At 62.5% G+C, this 17,672-nt stretch carries 20 protein-coding genes; 10 read left to right on the top strand and 10 right to left on the bottom strand.

Annotated elements, in window-relative coordinates:
- Nucleotides 1-317 precede the first annotated feature (317 nt).
- From JQ641_RS24775 to JQ641_RS24765, 3 genes are all read left to right on the top strand, one after another.
- On the top strand, nt 318-659 hold the full coding sequence (locus JQ641_RS24775) for a hypothetical protein (protein WP_211998503.1): 342 nt from the start codon (nt 318-320) through the stop codon (nt 657-659).
- A 124-nt stretch (nt 660-783) separates the two neighbouring features.
- Nucleotides 784-1,926, top strand: a complete 1,143-nt coding sequence (locus JQ641_RS24770; RefSeq protein ID WP_211998502.1) for a helix-turn-helix transcriptional regulator — start codon at nt 784-786, stop codon at nt 1,924-1,926.
- Between the two features lie 493 nt (nt 1,927-2,419).
- Complete coding sequence (locus JQ641_RS24765; RefSeq protein WP_211998501.1) at nt 2,420-5,194, top strand: autotransporter outer membrane beta-barrel domain-containing protein; 2,775 nt, start codon at nt 2,420-2,422, stop codon at nt 5,192-5,194.
- Between the two features lie 713 nt (nt 5,195-5,907).
- On the opposite strand, the gene JQ641_RS24760 is transcribed toward JQ641_RS24765, so the two are convergent.
- The 7 genes from JQ641_RS24760 to JQ641_RS24730 form a co-directional block, all read right to left on the bottom strand.
- The gene (locus JQ641_RS24760; protein ID WP_192737680.1) at nt 5,908-6,861 is read right to left on the bottom strand and encodes a ribose-phosphate pyrophosphokinase; all 954 of its coding nucleotides are present in this window, start codon (nt 6,859-6,861) and stop codon (nt 5,908-5,910) included.
- A 169-nt stretch (nt 6,862-7,030) separates the two neighbouring features.
- Nucleotides 7,031-7,660, bottom strand: coding sequence for a hypothetical protein (locus JQ641_RS24755; protein ID WP_211998500.1), 630 nt, complete (start codon nt 7,658-7,660; stop codon nt 7,031-7,033).
- A 69-nt stretch (nt 7,661-7,729) separates the two neighbouring features.
- Entirely contained in the window at nt 7,730-8,494 is a 765-nt protein-coding gene (gene pgeF, locus JQ641_RS24750) for a peptidoglycan editing factor PgeF (RefSeq protein WP_211998499.1), read from the bottom strand.
- Nucleotides 8,491-9,618 carry a class I SAM-dependent methyltransferase gene (locus tag JQ641_RS24745; RefSeq protein ID WP_211998498.1) on the bottom strand — a complete coding sequence of 376 codons (1,128 nt, stop codon included), beginning with the start codon at nt 9,616-9,618 and terminating at the stop codon, nt 8,491-8,493. The genes pgeF and JQ641_RS24745 overlap by 4 nt, the downstream gene beginning before the upstream one ends.
- Before the next feature lie 13 nt (nt 9,619-9,631).
- A complete protein-coding gene (gene lgt, locus JQ641_RS24740) occupies nt 9,632-10,471 on the bottom strand; it encodes a prolipoprotein diacylglyceryl transferase (protein WP_211998559.1) in 840 nt (279 codons plus the stop codon).
- Nucleotides 10,472-10,476: 5 nt separating this feature from the next.
- Nucleotides 10,477-10,965 carry a GNAT family N-acetyltransferase gene (locus JQ641_RS24735; RefSeq protein ID WP_211998497.1) on the bottom strand — a complete coding sequence of 163 codons (489 nt, stop codon included), beginning with the start codon at nt 10,963-10,965 and terminating at the stop codon, nt 10,477-10,479.
- A gap of 26 nt (nt 10,966-10,991) precedes the next feature.
- Nucleotides 10,992-11,726 (bottom strand): dienelactone hydrolase family protein, encoded by a 735-nt coding sequence (locus tag JQ641_RS24730; protein ID WP_211998496.1) that lies wholly within the window; start codon nt 11,724-11,726, stop codon nt 10,992-10,994.
- A gap of 184 nt (nt 11,727-11,910) precedes the next feature.
- Between JQ641_RS24730 and JQ641_RS24725 the strand changes: the two genes are divergently transcribed.
- The 4 genes from JQ641_RS24725 (at nt 11,911) to ychF (ending at nt 14,985) form a co-directional block, all read left to right on the top strand.
- Nucleotides 11,911-12,180: an accessory factor UbiK family protein gene (locus JQ641_RS24725; protein ID WP_211998495.1), complete on the top strand. Its 270-nt coding sequence runs from the start codon at nt 11,911-11,913 to the stop codon at nt 12,178-12,180.
- A 300-nt stretch (nt 12,181-12,480) separates the two neighbouring features.
- Nucleotides 12,481-13,221 (top strand): 50S ribosomal protein L25/general stress protein Ctc, encoded by a 741-nt coding sequence (locus JQ641_RS24720; RefSeq protein WP_192737673.1) that lies wholly within the window; start codon nt 12,481-12,483, stop codon nt 13,219-13,221.
- 21 nt (nt 13,222-13,242) lie between these two features.
- Entirely contained in the window at nt 13,243-13,848 is a 606-nt protein-coding gene (gene pth, locus JQ641_RS24715; protein WP_192737672.1) for an aminoacyl-tRNA hydrolase, read from the top strand.
- A gap of 39 nt (nt 13,849-13,887) precedes the next feature.
- On the top strand, nt 13,888-14,985 hold the full coding sequence (gene ychF / locus JQ641_RS24710) for a redox-regulated ATPase YchF (protein ID WP_211998494.1): 1,098 nt from the start codon (nt 13,888-13,890) through the stop codon (nt 14,983-14,985).
- A gap of 6 nt (nt 14,986-14,991) precedes the next feature.
- Here the strand turns inward: ychF and JQ641_RS24705 are convergent, their stop codons facing one another.
- The gene (locus JQ641_RS24705; RefSeq protein WP_192737670.1) at nt 14,992-15,285 is read right to left on the bottom strand and encodes a DUF4282 domain-containing protein; all 294 of its coding nucleotides are present in this window, start codon (nt 15,283-15,285) and stop codon (nt 14,992-14,994) included.
- Nucleotides 15,286-15,496: 211 nt separating this feature from the next.
- Here JQ641_RS24705 and JQ641_RS24700 point away from each other — a divergent pair, with 211 nt between their 5' ends.
- The 3 genes from JQ641_RS24700 (at nt 15,497) to JQ641_RS24690 (ending at nt 16,726) form a co-directional block, all read left to right on the top strand.
- Nucleotides 15,497-15,958: a MaoC family dehydratase gene (locus tag JQ641_RS24700; protein ID WP_211998493.1), complete on the top strand. Its 462-nt coding sequence runs from the start codon at nt 15,497-15,499 to the stop codon at nt 15,956-15,958.
- 8 nt (nt 15,959-15,966) lie between these two features.
- Nucleotides 15,967-16,449, top strand: coding sequence for a MaoC family dehydratase (locus JQ641_RS24695; RefSeq protein ID WP_211998492.1), 483 nt, complete (start codon nt 15,967-15,969; stop codon nt 16,447-16,449).
- A 136-nt stretch (nt 16,450-16,585) separates the two neighbouring features.
- Nucleotides 16,586-16,726, top strand: a complete 141-nt coding sequence (locus tag JQ641_RS24690; RefSeq protein ID WP_211998491.1) for a hypothetical protein — start codon at nt 16,586-16,588, stop codon at nt 16,724-16,726.
- Between the two features lie 62 nt (nt 16,727-16,788).
- Here the strand turns inward: JQ641_RS24690 and JQ641_RS38505 are convergent, their stop codons facing one another.
- Nucleotides 16,789-16,920: a hypothetical protein gene (locus JQ641_RS38505; protein WP_283813481.1), complete on the bottom strand. Its 132-nt coding sequence runs from the start codon at nt 16,918-16,920 to the stop codon at nt 16,789-16,791.
- A gap of 174 nt (nt 16,921-17,094) precedes the next feature.
- On the bottom strand, nt 17,095-17,517 hold the full coding sequence (locus JQ641_RS24685; RefSeq protein WP_192737666.1) for a hypothetical protein: 423 nt from the start codon (nt 17,515-17,517) through the stop codon (nt 17,095-17,097).
- Nucleotides 17,518-17,672: the final 155 nt, after the last annotated feature.

Raw genomic sequence — 17,672 nt, 5'->3', positions numbered from 1 at the left:
AGACGCATCCCCTCATGGGTTCGCCCCTGGCGATGTCGAAGATGTCGGCCGACTGTGAAGTAGTTTACAGTCCTGTGTTGTTGGCCCGGGCTAGGATGGCGGAAGGCTTCTTTCTTGAAGGAGGCATCAGATGCTCGAGACAACCAGGAACTCCCGATATAACGCTCGCGGATGGGTGACGATGGCTGGCGCGCTCGTTGTACTCCGCGCCCTGACTGCATTGCGACAGAGGGGTGAAAGCAAACCAAGGCTGCCACTCTGGAAACACTTCGACGACACCCATCATTGGGACTCAAGCGCGGAGGAATGGGTCCCCAATGATGATCGTGCGACGCTTTATGCGTCCCGGACGCCGAATTCCGAGACTCAAGATCCCTCTCGCTGACCGGGCCGTCGAGCGGTGCGAGCGCGACAAGTGGCTGGATCGGGATGTGAGTTGCGCTGGCCGCTTGATAGTGGTCAAGCGATGGCCCGGCGAGGGCTCAAAGCCACCGACATCTTCGTTCGCATTCGAGGACGATCTTGTTGCAGCGGTGGCCAATCGCGAGATCGAGGCCACCGCGGTCACCCCGACGACGGTCGGCTGGTTCAACCTGCAGCACGCCGACAAGCCGTTGCGTCTGGCTGCGCGCTGGCGAGTTGCGCGCAATATCGTTTGACCCGATTTCCCAGACCTGAAACAATCGTTTCATAGGGGAACTCCATGTATTGCAAAGGAAATTTACTGCACGCGGTCCGTGCATTGGTCGGCCTGTCGGCCGTGAATGCAGCCGTTATGTCAACGTGATCGGTCTGGAGGGCGTCTCGGCCCAAGCACTGTCGGATACGATCGGCGCGATCTATGACTGCGCGCTTGATCCGCAGCTTTGGCCCGAGACCTGCCGGAAGATCGCCGGTCTCTGTGAAAGCACAGGCGGCGGCATTTGCGTGCACGACATGCGGCACGTGCAGAACGATCAACTGTTCGTGTTCGGATACCAGCCGGAATTCCTGGAAAAGCTGGGAAGCCAGTATGCGCAAAGCCCGATGGCGGCAGCCGACATTGTCGCCAGCGTCGGCGACGTCAGCATCCTCTCCACCGACCGCCAGGAGTTGCTCGAAAGCCGTTTCTACCGGGATGTGCTGGCGCCGTTCGCCCTGACGGACATGATCTGGTTTCCGGCGTTGCGGACCGGCGGCCGCATGGCCTCGCTGCACGCATCCCGGAAGGAACAGGCGCCGCATTACCAGCAGCTCGAGATCGGGCTCTTCAAGCTGTTGTCGCCGCACGTCTGTCGCGCGCTCACGATTTCGGATGCGCTCGATATCCGCACCCTGCGCTCGGAGATGCTGGAGAAGACGCTCGATGTCCTCTCCGCCGGCGTTTTCCTCGCGGCCCGCGATGGCCGGGTCGTGTATATGAATGAAGCGGCCGAGCGTCAGGTCAAAGCCGGCACCTCCATTCGCATCCTGAACAATCGCCTCGATCCCGTCGATCCGGCCGCAAGCGCCGCCTTGTCGATGGCGATCGACCGAGCGGCCCGCGATGACGATAGTGCGGGTGCAAACCAGCGTTCGCTCGCCATCCCCAGTGGAAACGGCGCGGGCTATATCGCGACCCTGCTGCCGGTTCAGCGCGGTCAGCGCGCCGACATCGTGGCGCCGTTCGCCGCTTCCGTCGCGATCTTCATGCAGGATCCGCTCGAAGCCCCGATGCTGCCGGGGGAGGCCTTTGCCAGGCTTCACAAGCTGACCGGCGGAGAACTGCGCGTCCTGCTGGCGCTGGCCCAGGGGCTGGGCGCGAAGGAGGCGGCCGACATGCTCGGCATCAGCGAGCCCACCGTGCGCACCCATTTGCAGCATATGTTCGCGAAGACCAACACATTGCGGCAGGCCGACCTGCTGCGCTTGTTGCAGAGCTCAACGCCCGCGGTTCGCGCGCCGTAGCTGCTTAATCTGTAGATGGCGGTGTGGCGTGAGCGCCTCACCAAGACAAATACTTGCAAGCAATTCGTCGGTCTCATTGGTTCCGATGATGTGCAACGATCCCCCGTATACCAACATCGCCCCATGAATTCCTGGGCGGCTACCCAATCAATCAACAACCGAATCGCAAACGAACTGTCTCGATGGGACCAGCGAGCGTTGGCGCATGTATCTTTGCGCTCGTCCGTTGCATGAGGACGAAATCACGATGGCTAACCGGGGCATAAAAATCGAAACCGCAGATATCAGCGGAAGTTCCTGGAGCGGGGTGTCATTCTTTAGCTTTGGAAACGAGCCCTCGCGCGGAAACATTTCAACAGCCAAGTTTGCGGCCGGCGTTGGGAGTGCAGTGATTTTGAAATCAGGTATTGCATCGCATGTTTCCCGCCGATGCCGCTTGTCCCCATACCGCATTGCATTGCTGGCCGGCTCCACGCTGGCCGGGCTGGCACTAATGCCTTCTTCTGCTCAGGCGCAGAGTGTCTGGGGCGGCATCGGAAGCACAACAGCCACTACTGACTACCACCTCAACACCAACTGGAGCACAGCGCCCGTCGGCGCCCCGCCAGTGGCTGTCGGGCAGTCGGCTCAATTTGCCAACACCGGGACGGCCTCGGTCGTGGTAACGGCGGGGCCCATCGCGCCCGATTCGTGGACGTTTTCGTCGAACGCACAGTCGTATGTCGTGACCGGTGGCGCGGTAAACTTCGGTGGTGGCGGATTGACCAACGATGCGACTGCCGGTCAGGCAATTTCAGTCAGCAACAACATGACTGGAGGCACCCTATCCCAGGCCGGGGCCAGCGCGCTGACGATCTCGGGTACGAGCATCTTTGCGACCACCAGCGTGACCGCCGGTACGCTGATTAACACTGGAAGCCTCACCTCCGCAGTCACGAACGGCGCAACATTTACCAACTCAGGAACGTTGACGGGCGCCGTTACAAATGGCGGAACCTTCAACGCGAACGGCGGGGCGATCAACGGCGCTATCAGCAATACGAATACTTTCAACGTCAACGGCACCGTTGCCGCAACTAGCACGGTCACAAATACCGGGGGCCTTGTGGATGTGGTCGCTGGCAGCTTTACCGGCGTCACGACGCTCACCAATACTTTTGGCGGCTTTGTGTTTGTAAGGGCAGGCGCGACGCTCGGTGCGAACAGCATCATGAATGGTAACACTTCGGACCTCCGAATCTTCGGTACACTGACGGCGACGACAATCACCAATCACGGCAATATCAACAGCATGCTGCCCGGATCGGTCATCAATGGCGACCTGACCAACAACAGCGGCGGCGTCAACCTCATGGGCGCGATCAATGGGGCAATCGTCAACAACGGCAACGGACCATTCACGGTAACAGGCAATCTCGCGGGTAACGGGACCACGACCTCGTTCACGAACAACGGGACGGCGAGGTTGGAAGTGAATAACGGCGACTTCACCGGCATCACGACCCTGACCAACAATTCGACCCATGCGGTCGGCATCAGTATCTCTGCGGGACGCACCCTTGGGGCGATCTCACTGGTAAACGCCGCCGGCGCTACGATCGGCAATCTCGGCACGATTACGACAAACTCGACCATAAACGACGGCACGATCAGCGGCGCCTATGCGATGGTGGCCGGAACCCTGAGCGGCGTCGGCAACACCCAAAATCTTTCGGTCAACGGTGGCACATTCGCCCCGGGCAACGGCGCGCCGGGCGCCTCGATGACCGTCACCGGAAGTTTCGTGTTTCAATCTGCCGCAACATATCTCGTGCAGATCAATCCGTCGGCAGCCTCGTTCACGGCTGTCACCGGCGCGGCTACGCTTAACGGTGGCACTGTCAGCGCCAATTATGCCAACGGCAACTACATTGCCAAACGTTACACGATCGTGACCGCGGCGGGAGGCCTGAGCGGAACGTTCGGCTCCATCGTCAATACCAATCTACCCGGCGGTTTCCAGTCGAGCTTGAGCTACGATGCCAGTAACGCCTATCTAAACTTGGCGCTCACCTTCGTTCCGCCGCCCGGCACTGGACTCTCCACCAACCAGAAGAACGTCGGCAACGCCATCGTCAATTTCTTCAACACCACCGGCGGCATTCCGTTGGTATTCGGCGCTCTGACGCCAGCGGGGCTCACGCAGATCTCCGGCGAGACCGGCACGGGATCGCAGCAGTCCACCTTCAACGCGATGAACCAGTTCATGGGCGTGCTGATGGACCCGTTCATTGCCGGACGCGGTGACGCGGCAATTGCCGGCGGCAACGTGCCCGGTTACGCCGACGAGGAAGCGCTGGCTTATGCTGCGAAGAAGCGCAACCCGAACGACGCGCTGGCGGCGATCCATACCAAGGCGCCATCAATGGCGCCGTTCCAGCAGCGCTGGAGCGTGTGGGCGGCCGGCTTCGGCGGCTCGCAGACCACGGACGGCAATAATGCAACCGGCTCCAATGCTGCGACGTCGCGGATCTACGGCACCGCCATCGGTGCCGACTATCGCTTCTCGCCGTTCACCATCGCCGGCTTCTCGCTGGCCGGCGGTGGCACCAGTTTCAGTGTCGCCAACAACGGCACCGGGCGATCCGATCTGTTCCAGGCCGGTGCGTTCATCCGGCACAATATCGGCGCGGCTTACCTCTCCGGTGCGCTGGCCTATGGCTGGCAGGACGTCACCACCGATCGCACCGTCACCGTCGCCGGTATCGATCAACTGCGCGCGCGGTTCAACGCCAATGCCTGGTCCGGACGCGCCGAAGGCGGCTATCGTTTCGTCGCCCCCGTGATCGGCGGGGTCGGCTTCACGCCGTACGCGGCAGGCCAGTTCACCACGTTCGAACTGCCAGCCTATGCGGAAGGCGTCATCTCGGGCGCCAACACCTTTGCACTGGCCTATGGTGCGAAGAGCGTGACCGACACCCGCAGCGAACTTGGTCTGCGCACCGACAAATCCTTTGCCATGCAGAGCGCGATCCTGACGCTGCGCGGCCGCGTCGCCTGGGCGCATGATTTCAACCCCGACCGCGGCATCGGTGCGACCTTCCAGACGCTGCCGGGCGCCAGCTTCTTCGTCAACGGCGCGGCGCAAGCTGCCAACTCCGCGCTGGTCACCGCCTCCGCCGAAACCAGATGGACGAACGGCTGGTCGACGGCCGCCACCTTCGAAGGCGAGTTCTCCAACGTGACGCGCAGCTACGCCGGCAAGGGCGTGGTGCGGTACGCGTGGTGAGATGCGGGGTGCGACAAAACAACCCGACGGGCAAATCAGTTCCGGTTTCCAGAAATCGTGTCAAGTAGAAAATTTCCGTAAATCAAAAATATTTCTGTAGTCGGCCGACCCAAATCAGTGCGCATCTATCGCCATCCCGTCCTACTCAGAAGGGCGTCGGCCGTCGTCACGGACGTTGGGCGGGTTGCGGTGGACGCTTGTTCACGTCTGACGATGGCGTGCACTAAGCGTACGGCAAAACCGTGTGGTCCTGGCGCCCGTTGCTGGCGTCAAGCTGTCGGCTAGGCGCAAGCTGAACCGGTGGTGACGGAGTCAACCAAGAACTCGTCTCCGGGGAGATCACGGCATAAGCCGTAAAGCCATTGCGCAGGGAAGGCCGGGTGTTCCCCGCTGCCCTGTATGCTCGTGTGCAGCCTTTTTAGTGCAAACCGCACACGGGACCGCGGGTGCAGCGCGCACCCGGTCTTCCCTGCGCCCTCTTAATGAGAGGGCGGGAAGTTTCTGGCAAAGCTCGGGCGCAATGCGTCGCGAGAATGCGAAGGTGCGTTTGTATGATGATGCCAACAACAAATACCGCCGTCGTCCCGGGCTTGACCCGGGACCCATACGCCGCGGCCCATCGATGAGAGCGCTGGCGTTAGAGACCTTCGGTTACAACGACCGCCGCGGAGTATGGGTCCCGGCGTTCGCCGGGACGACGATACGGAGTTGTCTTAATCAAACAGGCTCGAAACCGACTCTTCCGCCGCGGTGCGGCCGATGGCTTCGGCGATCAGCGGCGCGATCGAGAGCGTGCGGATGTTGGCGGCCTTGTTGACCGCTTCCGTCGGCAGGATCGAGTCGGTGATGACGAGCTCTTTCAGCCTGGAGCCGGCGATGCGCGCGGCGGCGCCGCCCGACAGCACGCCATGGGAGATGTAGGCGTAGACTTCCTTGGCGCCGTTGGCGATCAGGGCGTCGGCCGCGTTCACCAGCGTGCCGCCGGAATCGACGATGTCGTCGATCAGGATGCAGGTATAACCGGCGCAGTCGCCGATCACGTTCATGACTTCGGATTCGCCGGCGCGTTCGCGGCGCTTGTCGATGATGGCGAGCGGCGCGTTGATGCGCTTGGAGAGGCCGCGGGCGCGCACCACGCCGCCGACGTCGGGCGACACCACCATCACATTGGCGAGGTCGAAGCGCTCCTTGATGTCGCGCACCATCAGCGGCGAGGCGTAGAGATTGTCGGTCGGGATGTCGAAGAAGCCCTGGATCTGGCCGGCATGCAGGTCGAGCGTCATGACGCGATCGATGCCGGCATGCGTGATCAGATTGGCCACCAGCTTGGCCGAAATCGGTGCGCGCGAGCCGACCTTGCGGTCCTGCCGGGCGTAGCCGAAATAGGGGATCACCGCCGTGATGCGGCGCGCGGACGAGCGGCGCAGCGCATCGGTGATGATCAGCAATTCCATCAGATGGTCGTTGGCCGGAAACGACGTCGACTGGATGATGAAGGCGTCCGAGCCGCGCACGTTCTCGAGGACCTCGACGAAGATTTCGTTATCGGCAAAGCGGCGGACGCTGGCCTTGGTCAGCGGCAGATCCAGCCCTTCGGCGATGGCCTTCGCCAAAGCAGGGTTCGAATTGCCGGCGACCAGCTTGATGGAGCCATTCTTGGCGGACATCGAGGCCTCTCCCCGCGCCTTGCTGGATACGACGTTCAGCATCTGGGATACCTGTATACCGGCGGGTTTCGATGCGCGAGGAGATATCAGGCAGGTGGCGCGGCTGGCAACCCGTCGCAGCTGTTTTCCCGATTAAAAATGAGCCGATACGGGACTTTACGGGGTAGGCTTAATGGCTGCTGAAGCCCAGCGCAGCGACACCGAATGCACCCTCGGCGGGTGCGGTCTGCTCCACGCTCGCGACCGCGGAGCCGCGGAGGCTGGGGGCCGCCGGCGCGGGCTGCGGTGCTCCTGGTGTGCCGTTGATCATGCCGCTGAGGCCGGCAAGTCCGGCCTGCGCGATTTTCCGCAGCACGAGATCGTCGGCGGCGGCCCAGGCGTCGCGGCCGGCCTTGCCCGCCGGCTCCTCGCCGGACAGCCGCAGCGCGCGCTGCTGGTTGTTGTCGTAGACGTCCCAGACCCAGGCGATCATGGTCTTGCCGCGCACCACCTGCGCCGAGAGATAGCTGCGTACGCGGTAGGAGGCGCCGCCTTCGCGCGAGACGATCTGCAGGTTCCGCAGCTTGGATTCGCTGTCGATGACGCCGACCATGCGGTCGAAGACGTGCGGCGGCGGGCCGTCGATCGATTCAAAAGCCACGGTCGAGCCGCCGCCAACGCCACTGGTCGCCATCGCGAACGATCCGCTCGCCGCGCCGCCACCGGCGCAGCCGCCGAGCGCGCACGAAACGGCGAACAGCGCCGCGGCGATGATCGCGCGCGGGGCTCGCAGGCAGGAGGCTGGGATGAGGTCCCTCATTGCCCCCCGATATCGTTAAAAAGCATTAAGGTCTAGGGCAGGGGAGCCACAGCAATGGTTCAAGCGCAATCACGGTTCCAGGGCGATGGCGTGAACGTGGCGGCCGTAGTCCGGCTCTTTGCGATGCACCGAGCGGCGGTAGCTGTAGAAGCGCTCGTCGGAATAGGTGTCGACGCCGATGTCGTCGATCATGAGCACGCCGGCATTTTCCAGCCGCATCCGGATGTAGCCGGCAAGGTCGAACATCGAATGGCCGGCGCGCTCCGAAGCAATGAAGTAGGCGGCATTGCCGGTGTCGGCATCGAGAAAACGTTCGACGAATTCGCCGCCGACCTCGTAGGAATGCTGGCGGATCAGGGGACCGATCGCCGCCACCATGCCGCTGCGGTCGGCGCCGAGGCTTTCCATCGCATCCACGGTGGATTCGATTACTCCGGTCAGCGCCCCCTTCCAGCCGGCATGGGCCGCACCGATCACGCGGGCCGTGGGGTCGACAAACAATATCGGCCCGCAATCGGCCGCGGTGACGCCGATCGCAAGGCCTTCGGTGCGGGTGACGAGGGCGTCGGCGCGCGGCTTGTCCCCGGTCCAGGGGCCGGTCGCCACCACGGCATCGGGCGAATGGATCTGGTGTACGCTGAGAAAACGATCCGGTGCGACGCCCATCTGCTCGGCCATCCGGCGGCGATTTTCCGCGACGTGGGCGGCATCATCGTTCGAACCGAGGCCGCCATTGAGGCCTTCGTAAATGCCGCCGGATACGCCGCCCTCGCGGGTGAAGAAAGCGTGGCGCAGGCCCGGAATGGCCGAAAGCAACGAGGATCCGAAGGTCATGACGCCTCTTCGTCGGCAGATTCCTGTTCGTCGGACAGGCCCGCGACCGAGGTGAGATGCGGCTCCGTGATCGCCAGCACCTTGAACATCGAGCCCATGCCGCCGCGGCCGCTGTCGGTCAGCCGCTTCAGCGCATTGGAAATATCGGCGGATACTTCCGGCGTGGTCTTGCCCATCAGCGTGAGGGCGCGGGTCTCGATGCCGAGCCGCTTGAGGAACTCGCCCTGCGTCACCGGGCCGTGGGCACGGGCGCCCATGTCTTCGGCGGCGCGCACCAGCGCCTGGAAATCGACATGGGCGGTGACGTCAGCCTGTCCCGGATTTTTCAGGGGATCGGCGAAGCTGTGGCGCGCGATGGCCTGGAAGGTGTCGCCGGCGTCGCTGCGCAGATGGCCGTAATCGATGATCAGCGCCGCGCCGTCCTGTTCGCGAACGCGCTTGGCGATCTTCATGATCTCGGCGTCGGGCCGCCATTCGAACACGGCGCCGACGGGGGCGGCACGCACCAGCGGCGGCAGCAGCACCTCGAACCGCGGCGTCGGCTCGTCGGCGGCCGCGAATACCAGTTTGCCGCCGTCGTCGATCTTGATCACGCGCTCGTGCCAGCCGGTCTCCCGCTTCACCACCTGGTGGATCGGCAGCACGTCGAAATACTCGTTGGCGAAGATGACCGCAGGGCCCTCGGGCACGTCGTCGATGCTGTCGTGCCAGCTGAGATTACGAACGCCCGACAGCGTCGCGCTTTGCTTCTCGCGCAGCACCGGATTGATCTCGACGAGGTGCGTGCTGAGCGACTGATAGAGTGGCGGCAGCACCCGCAGCGCGCGCAGCGCGTCCGCCATCATGGTGCCGCGGCCGGGCCCGAGCTCGACCAGCCGCAGCGCCGGCGGCGAGCCGATCGCCCTCCAGACCGAAGCGGCCCACAATCCGAGCAGTTCGCCGAACATCTGGCTTACTTCGGGCGCGGTGGTGAAATCGCCCTCCCGGCCGAGCGGATCGCGCGACACGTAATAGCCGTGCTCGGGATGCATCAGGCACAATTCCATGTACCGCCAGACCGGCATCGGGCCTGACGACTGGATCAGCTTCCTGATCTCGGACTGTAGCGGCGAAAGTTCGGTCACGGCCTTCCTTGCCTTAAATGGGCTTCTGCAAATGCTCCGGCGCCTTGCGCCATGCCATCACCATCAGGATGGCTCCGGCAATGATCATCGGCACCGACAACAGCATACCCATAGTCAGCCCGCCCCACAAAAATCCAAGCTGCGGGTCCGGCTCACGGAAGAACTCGCTTATTATTCGGGCAATTGCGTAGATCGCGATGAAGCTGCCGAGGATCAGGCCTGGCCGCTTCAGGGCACCCATCCGAATCATGACCGCCAATATCGTAAACAGCAGGATGCCCTCGAGCGCCGCCTCATAGAGCTGGCTGGGGTGGCGCGGCAGCGGCCCGCCGTTGGGGAACACCATCCTCCAGGGCACGCTGGAATCGGCCGGCCGGCCCCACAACTCGCTGTTGATGAAGTTGGCGAGCCGCCCGAGGAACAAGCCGATCGGCCCGACGCCGGTGGTGATGTCGCCGAGCGACAGGATCGGGATGCCGTGTTTGCGGCAGAACAGCATCACCGCGGCGACGCAGCCGAGGAAGCCGCCGTGAAACGACATGCCGCCGTTCCACAATTCGAAAATCTCCGCAGGGTGCTGCGCAAAGTAGCTGGGATTGTAGAACAGCACGTAGCCGGTGCGGCCGCCGACGATGATGCCGATCGTGACCCACAGGATGAAATCGTCGAGCTGCACCAGCGTGATCGGCGCCGGCCCGCCCCATAATCTCTCATTTTTGACCAGCGACCGCGCATAAATCCATCCCAGCACGATGCCGCCGATATAGGCCAGCGCATACCAGCGGATGGCGATCGGTCCGATCGAGAGCGCGATCGGATCGAATACCGGAAAGGCGATGGTCAGGAAGGGCATCTGGCTCACAGGGCTTTGGTGTAGACGGCATAGGCCACGCCGAAAATCGGCGGAGCGTCATAGGCTTTGACAAAACCCATCTTGAGATACATGGGCAAGGCCACCGTCATGATCGGACTGGTGTGGAGCGCGATCAGCGGTGCTCCGTCGCGTTTGGCCCTGGCGATACATTCGTTGCTCAATGCGTGCCCGATCCCTCTACCGCGAAATGCTGGATCGACGATGAGCATGCGGATGATCGGCCAGCTTTGATCGAAGAACGCGGCCTTGGGACGGTCCGGCCCGAAATAGGCGACCGCGCCGGCGAACTTGTCCTGCAATTCGGCAATGATGACTTCTCCGGTGGTGCCAAGCGCTGGGGTCTTCGACAGGCCGGCGAGCATCGCCGGCCAATCATTGTAGTGATCGCGAAACTGGCCAAAGGCAGCGGCGGCTGTCCGATTGAGGTTGTCCGCATCCGAACCTTCATAATCCCTGATTAGGATGTCAGTCATCTCGGCCCTGCATCGGAACCTTGCGATCAGGTGGCGAGGTTGCGGCGATACAGCGCCAGCAGCCGCTCCCAATGCCGCTCGGCGGCGTCGCGGTGATAGACCGGCCGCTTCGGGAAGGCGAAGCCGTGATGGGTGCCGGGATAGATCTCGACCTCGTTGTTCGATCCCTTCATGCCCTGCTTCAGCTGCTCGATGATTTCAGCCGGCGCGTAGATGTCGGTTTCGGCGCAGGCGAAGTACAGTTCGGCCTTGGTCTTGCCGGCGGCACTATGCGGGCTGTCCGGCTGGTCGGTCGCCAGATGCGTGCCGTAGATCGAGGCTGCGGCTTTCACCTGGTCCGGAAAATGCGTCGCCGCGTTGACCGCGTAGCGGCCGCTCATGCAGTAGCCGACGGTACCGATGATTTTGGTGTTGGCCGCGGGCTGTGTCTCGGCATAGGCGAGCAACGCCTTGGTATCCTCCATCACGAGCGGGATATTGAGCGAGTGCATCAGCTCGAACATCCGCTTGCGTTCGGGCGATTCCGGATCGGGATTGATCGGCCCCAACTCCATCACTCCGGCGCGGTAATACATATTGGGCAGCATCACGTAATAGCCTGAGGTTGCGAGCCGCCGCGCCATGTCGCGTAGTTCCTCGCGGATCGCCGGCGCATCCATGTAGAACAGGATGACGGGAAACGGTCCGCCGCGCTCGGGATGGGTGATGAAAGTAGTGGTCTTGCCGTCCTTGGTCTGGATGTCGATCTGCTGGTCGATCATGTGCGTTTCTGTTTTCTGATTTTGGTTCTTGGGGCGGGCGCCCACTACGATTGCAAGGAAAGGAGGGCATGACAAGGCAAACGGACATCACCTTGGCGTTGAACGGCACTCTTGAACCCGGGCGTTTGGATCGCCATTGTCTTGGTGGAAGCAGATCCAGTTGCAGCGACCGGAGCGTTTAGCGATGACCCAGACCAACAATCGGTTTTTCGACGAGATCGGTCGTTTGATGAACGACGCCGCCGGCGCCGCCCAGGGCGTCAAGCGCGAGGTCGATGCGGTCGTTCGCAACCAGGCCGAACGCATCCTGCGCGACCTCGACCTCGTCAAGCGCGAGGAGTTCGATGCGGTCAAGGACATGGCCCGGCTGGCGCGCGAGGAAAACGAGGCGCTGAAGGCCCGGATCGAAGCGCTGGAAGCCAGGCTAGGGGGTTCTCAGCCGGCGACCAGCTGAGGGGCATGTCATTGCCGGGCATAGCCGTTCGAAGAACGGCGTCGCTTCCGCTCGCCTGTGCCCGGGCATCCATCAATCTTCATGAAAAAACCCGCGAAGAGGGATGGATTGCCGGGTCAAGCCCGGCAATGACAGGCTTTGAAGGGGGGCAGAAAAATCCCCTGATTTCCTTGTCATTTTGGTGCTTTGGGGCTAAAAGCCCGCCACGTCCGCAGCCCCCGCACCCCTGGAGGCTTGCTGTCGGACGCTACCGGGCCGCGTTGCGGCCTTTAACTTTTTAGAAAACAAGGACTTAACACGATGGCGACCGTCAAGGAATTGAAGGCGACCGCGCGTCCGCAGAGCGGCAAGGGGGCCGCCCGGGCAGAGCGTCGCGCCGGGAGAGTTCCCGGAGTGATCTATGGCAACAACCAGCCCCCCGTGACCATCTCGGTCGATGACGCCGAACTGCGCCAGCGCATTTTGGCCGGCCGGTTCCTGACCACGATTTACGACATCGATCTCGAGGGCAAGAAGCACCGCGTGATCCCGCGCGACTTCCATCTCGATCCGGTGCGTGACTTCCCGCTGCATGTCGACTTCATGCGGCTCGGCGAAGGCGCCACCATCCGCGTCAGCGTTCCCCTGCATGTGGTCAACGGTGAAGTCTCGCCCGGCGTCAAGCGCGGCGGCACGGTCAACATCGTCACCCACACCATCGAACTCGAGTGTTCGGTCGATAATATTCCGCAGTACATCGAGGCCGATGCCAGCACGCTGGAAATCAGCCACTCGCTGCATCTGTCCGACATCAAGCTGCCCGCTGGCGTCAAGTCGCTGTCGCGTGAAGATGCGACGCTGGTGACCATCGTGCCGCCGTCCGGCTACGCCGAAGAACTCAAGGCGGCTGCGGCGGCTGCTGCTGGCGGTGCTGCGGCTCCTGGTGCTGCTCCGGCAGCGGGTGCGGCTGCTGCGCCCGCAGCGGGTGCTGCTGCTCCGGCGGCGGGTGCGAAGGCGCCGGCGGCTGGCGCCAAGGCGCCTGGCGGCGACAAAAAGAAGTAAGCGAACGCGGGATGCCGCGTCATGCGCCTGTTTGTCGGCCTCGGTAATCCCGGCACGAAGTACGCGAACAACCGGCATAATATCGGTTTCGCGGTCGTCGATGAAATTGCGCGGCGTCATGGTTTCGCACCATGGCGCCGCCGTTTTCAGGGCGAGACGTCGGAAGGCACGCTTGAGCGCGAGCGCGTGGTCCTGCTCAAGCCCACGACCTACATGAACGAGTCCGGGCGTGCGGTGCAGGAAGCCGCGAACTTTTTCAAGCTCGGGGTCGGTGAGATCATCGTGTTTCAGGATGAGCTCGAACTGCCGCCGGCGAAAGTACGCGTCAAGGTCGGTGGCGGCATTGCCGGCCATAACGGGTTGCGCTCGATCTCCTCGCATATCGGCAACGACTATCGCCGGGTGCGGCTCGGGATCGGTCATCCCGGCGTCAAGGAGCTGGTACACAGCCATGTGCTGTCGGATTTCGCCAAGAGCGATCGGCCCTGGGTCGAGGCGCTGTGCGAGGCGGTCGCCGACAATGCCGGCTTGCTCGCGACCGAGCGCGCCTCGACGTTTCAGAACAAGGTGCATCTGGCGCTGCAGGCCAAGGGATTTTTAGACAAGGGCGATGACGGCGCTGCGTAACGCGCCGCCGACCGCCAGCAACAGACTTCAGGACACGTCATGGGATTCAAATGCGGTATCGTAGGCCTGCCCAATGTCGGCAAGTCGACGCTGTTCAACGCGCTGACCGAGACGGCAGCAGCGCAGGCGGCGAATTATCCGTTCTGCACCATTGAGCCGAATGTCGGCGAGGTGGCGGTGCCTGATCCCAGGCTCGACAAGCTGTCGGAGATCGCCAAATCAGCCCAGATCATCCCGACGCGGCTGACCTTCGTCGATATCGCGGGCCTGGTACGCGGCGCCTCCAAGGGCGAGGGCCTCGGCAATCAGTTTCTCGCCACCATCCGCGAGGTCGACGCGGTGGCGCATGTGGTGCGCTGCTTTGAGGATTCCGACATCACCCATGTCGAAGGCAAGATCGCGCCGCTGGCCGATATCGAGACCATAGAGACCGAGCTGATGCTGGCCGATCTCGACAGCCTCGAAAAGCGCGTCGACAATCTTGCCAAGAAGGCCAAGGGCAACGACAAGGACGCCAAGGAACAGCTCGACCTCGTCAACCGCGCGCTGGTGCTGCTGCGCGACGGCAAGCCGGCGCGGTTCCTCGAACGCAAGGCGGAAGAAGAGCGTGCCTTTGGCATGCTTGGCCTGCTGACGTCCAAGCCGGTGCTGTACGTTTGCAACGTCGAGGAAGGCTCCGCCAAGGACGGCAACAGCTTTTCCAAACAGGTGTTCGAGCACGCCAAGAAAGAGGGTGCGGTCGCGGTGGCGATTTCGGCCAAGATCGAATCCGAGATCGCGACGCTGTCACGCGAGGAGCGCGCCGAGTTCCTCGATACGCTCGGCCTCGAAGAGGCCGGCCTCGACCGCCTGATCCGCGCCGGCTACCAGCTGCTCGACCTCATTACCTATTTCACGGTCGGGCCGAAGGAGGCCCGCGCCTGGACCATCAACCGCGGCACCAAAGGGCCTGCGGCGGCCGGGGTGATTCATACCGATTTCGAAAAGGGCTTTATCCGCGCCGAAACCATCGCCTATGCCGACTATGTCGCGCTGGGTGGCGAAGCCGGCGCACGCGACGCCGGCAAGCTGCGGCTGGAAGGCAAGGAATACGTCGTCGCTGACGGCGACGTCATGCATTTCAGGTTCAATACTTGAGAGATCCTAATGCGTCTGGCCCTGGTCGCGGATCGCGCCGAGGTGCTCGTTGATGCGGAATACGATCAGGATGAATTCTGCGGCGATGCGTGAGAACACCACGCCGACCACGACGCTGGCGATCGAGGACAGCAGCACGATGAATCCGCCGAACGGGCTGATCGCCATCGCGGCTAGCCCTGAGAAAATGCCGGATATGCCGAACAGCACGATCAGGCCGATCACCAGCCAGTAAAAGGTCTTGATGATCGTGGGCGTGATAAAACGGTCCCACTGAAACAGATCCTGAAAATCGAACATCGGTGGTTCTCCCGGCAAGTCGAAAGTGATTCGCGTCCAGCCTCGCTCCTGAGAGCACAGGGCCTAGCTCCGAATGGGGTCCCGAGCAAGCCGAAGGCGGGCACCGGTCGCGACGGTGTTCGCCCCGTCGGGCACGAGCCATGCGGGTGGACGGGTTGAGATTGCTGCAAATAACGGCCACAATCGGGCTTCCGCACTGTAAAATCCCATCATGACAACGCTCACCTTCGAAGATTTCAAACCCGGCCATTTCGGTACGTTCGGACCGCGCCACGTCACGCGCGAGGAGATCCTGACTTACGCTGCGGAGTACGACCCGCAGCCGATGCATCTGGACGAAGCGGCCGCAGCCAAGTCGATGCTGAAGGGCCTTTCCGGGTCGGGCTGGCATCTTTGCTCGCTCATGATGCGGATGATGTTCGACGGCTTCATCGGCCGCACCGCGTCGATGGGCTCGCCGGGAGTCAACGAGATGCGCTGGCTCTCACCGCTGCGGCCGGGCGACGATCTGATGCTCGATATCGAGGTCGCGGAGGCGCGAGTCTCGCGCAGCCGTCCCGAGACCGGCATCGTGACGTTCAAGGGCGTGGTCAAGAACGCCGCCGGCGTGACGCTGTGCGAGATGGTGTCGCCTATCATCGTGCGCCGTCGCGCCGATGCCGCGGCGGAATAGGATCTTCGATGCGTTTCTTTGAGGACATTGAAATCGGTTCGCGGCGTGAGCTCGGATCGTTCACCTTCACCGCCGAGCTGATCAAGCAATTCGCCGCGCAGTTCGATCCGCAGGCGTTTCATCTCGACGAGGAGGCGGGACGCCAATCGCTGTTCGGCGGGTTGGCGGCGTCGGGATGGCATGTCGGCTCTGTCTGCATGAAGCTCTTGGTCGCCGACGGCCAGCGCCTGACGCGGGAGGCTATCGCGCGCGGCGAGGAAGTTGCGGTCTGGGGACCGTCGCCCGGTTTTCGCGAACTGCGCTGGATCAGGCCGGTACTGGCCGGTGACACCATCAGCTTTTCGAGTGTCGTCGAAACCAAGCGCACGTCGGACAAGCGTCCCGAATGGGGCATCCTGCAGGCCCGCAACACCGGCGCCAACCAGCGCGGCGAACAGGTGTACTCGTTTTTGGCCACCGCGTTCGTGCCGCGGCGGAAGCCTGGTTCCTGACCCGAGCCGGTACGCTTAGCGAACCGTTTCTTGGTCCGGGCGCAGTTTACCATTCTGCGAAGCAATTTATTTGCTAACACATTTTGAACTTTCTGCCTGCCATATGAGACCTAGGGGAAGTACCGAGGGCACGACCATGGCAGATCGCAGTCACCTGAAACTTGTCGGCTTTATTTTCGCGACCATCACGCTTGGCGTGATGCTGACGACTGCGATGGTGGTGAAGGGTTATGCCGACGGCGGCTACACGCTCGAGAGCACGTCGTCCGTCCAATAAGGTCAGGCTTTGCTAACCACGGCGCTGGATCGTACCAGCACCTGGAACTGATCGTCGCCGGGTCAGCTGTTCCAGATCAGCGTCATCAGCACCACCGCAACCGTCAGCAGTCCGACGAACCGGACCATGAGCGTGCCCATGCCATGTGCCGAATGCGGCAGTGGATGGGTGTTGTTGGGCTGACTGTTTTGCATCTCGTATCCCTGGAAGTTTGCCTACCGTTGGTGGCGGCACCCGTCCCTTGATCCCGACGCGCTGCTTATAAAGTTCAAAACAGCCACACATCAAACGAAACCGCCGCCTTCTGTTGAAGGAGACGGCGGGTGTAGGATTTTTGCAACGGTCTGGAATCAGTAAAAGATTCCGGATCAGCTGTTGCGCAGCCCGTCGGCGGCGCGCTTCCACTGCGTGACGTTGTCGGCGATCATGCGCGTCGACTTCATCGCCGCCTGGCTGAGCTGCGCATAGCCGGAGATTTCGCGCTGAACGCGCTGGCCTTCGGCATGCAGGAGATCGCGCAGGCTTTCGAGTTCCGAGATCAGCTTCTCGATTTCAGCAAGCGAGGTGCCGGCGACGCGCTGGATCAGCGAGTTGACGTTGTTGACGGTGGCCTCCGCGCTGGCATCGAGCGGCACGGTTTCCGTGGCACCGGCAGGCGGACGGCGCAGATAGGCGATGTCGTTGCGGACGAAGTCGCGGATCCCGGCCTCGACTTCCGACACCGCAGCGAGGTTGCTGTCGACGACATCCTCAGTTGATTCAACTTGTTCGGTTCGATTGGTAGCGTTCATCGGCCATTCCTCTGTTTCGCGAAAAGCGAGCGCGGACGTCCCCCGCACGACGAAGTGAAGCGTTCCTATCAGTAGTGTGGAATTTGACCGCATCTGGGCCAATATGCGGCAATGCTGCATCATTCTGAAAAGGATTGGCGAAGAACTGCAGGGGC

The organism is Bradyrhizobium sp. JYMT SZCCT0180 (assembly GCF_018130165.1).
Lineage (GTDB): Bacteria > Pseudomonadota > Alphaproteobacteria > Rhizobiales > Xanthobacteraceae > Bradyrhizobium.
Note: the sequence above shows the minus strand (reverse complement) of the source record. Positions and strands in the feature narration are given on the sequence as shown.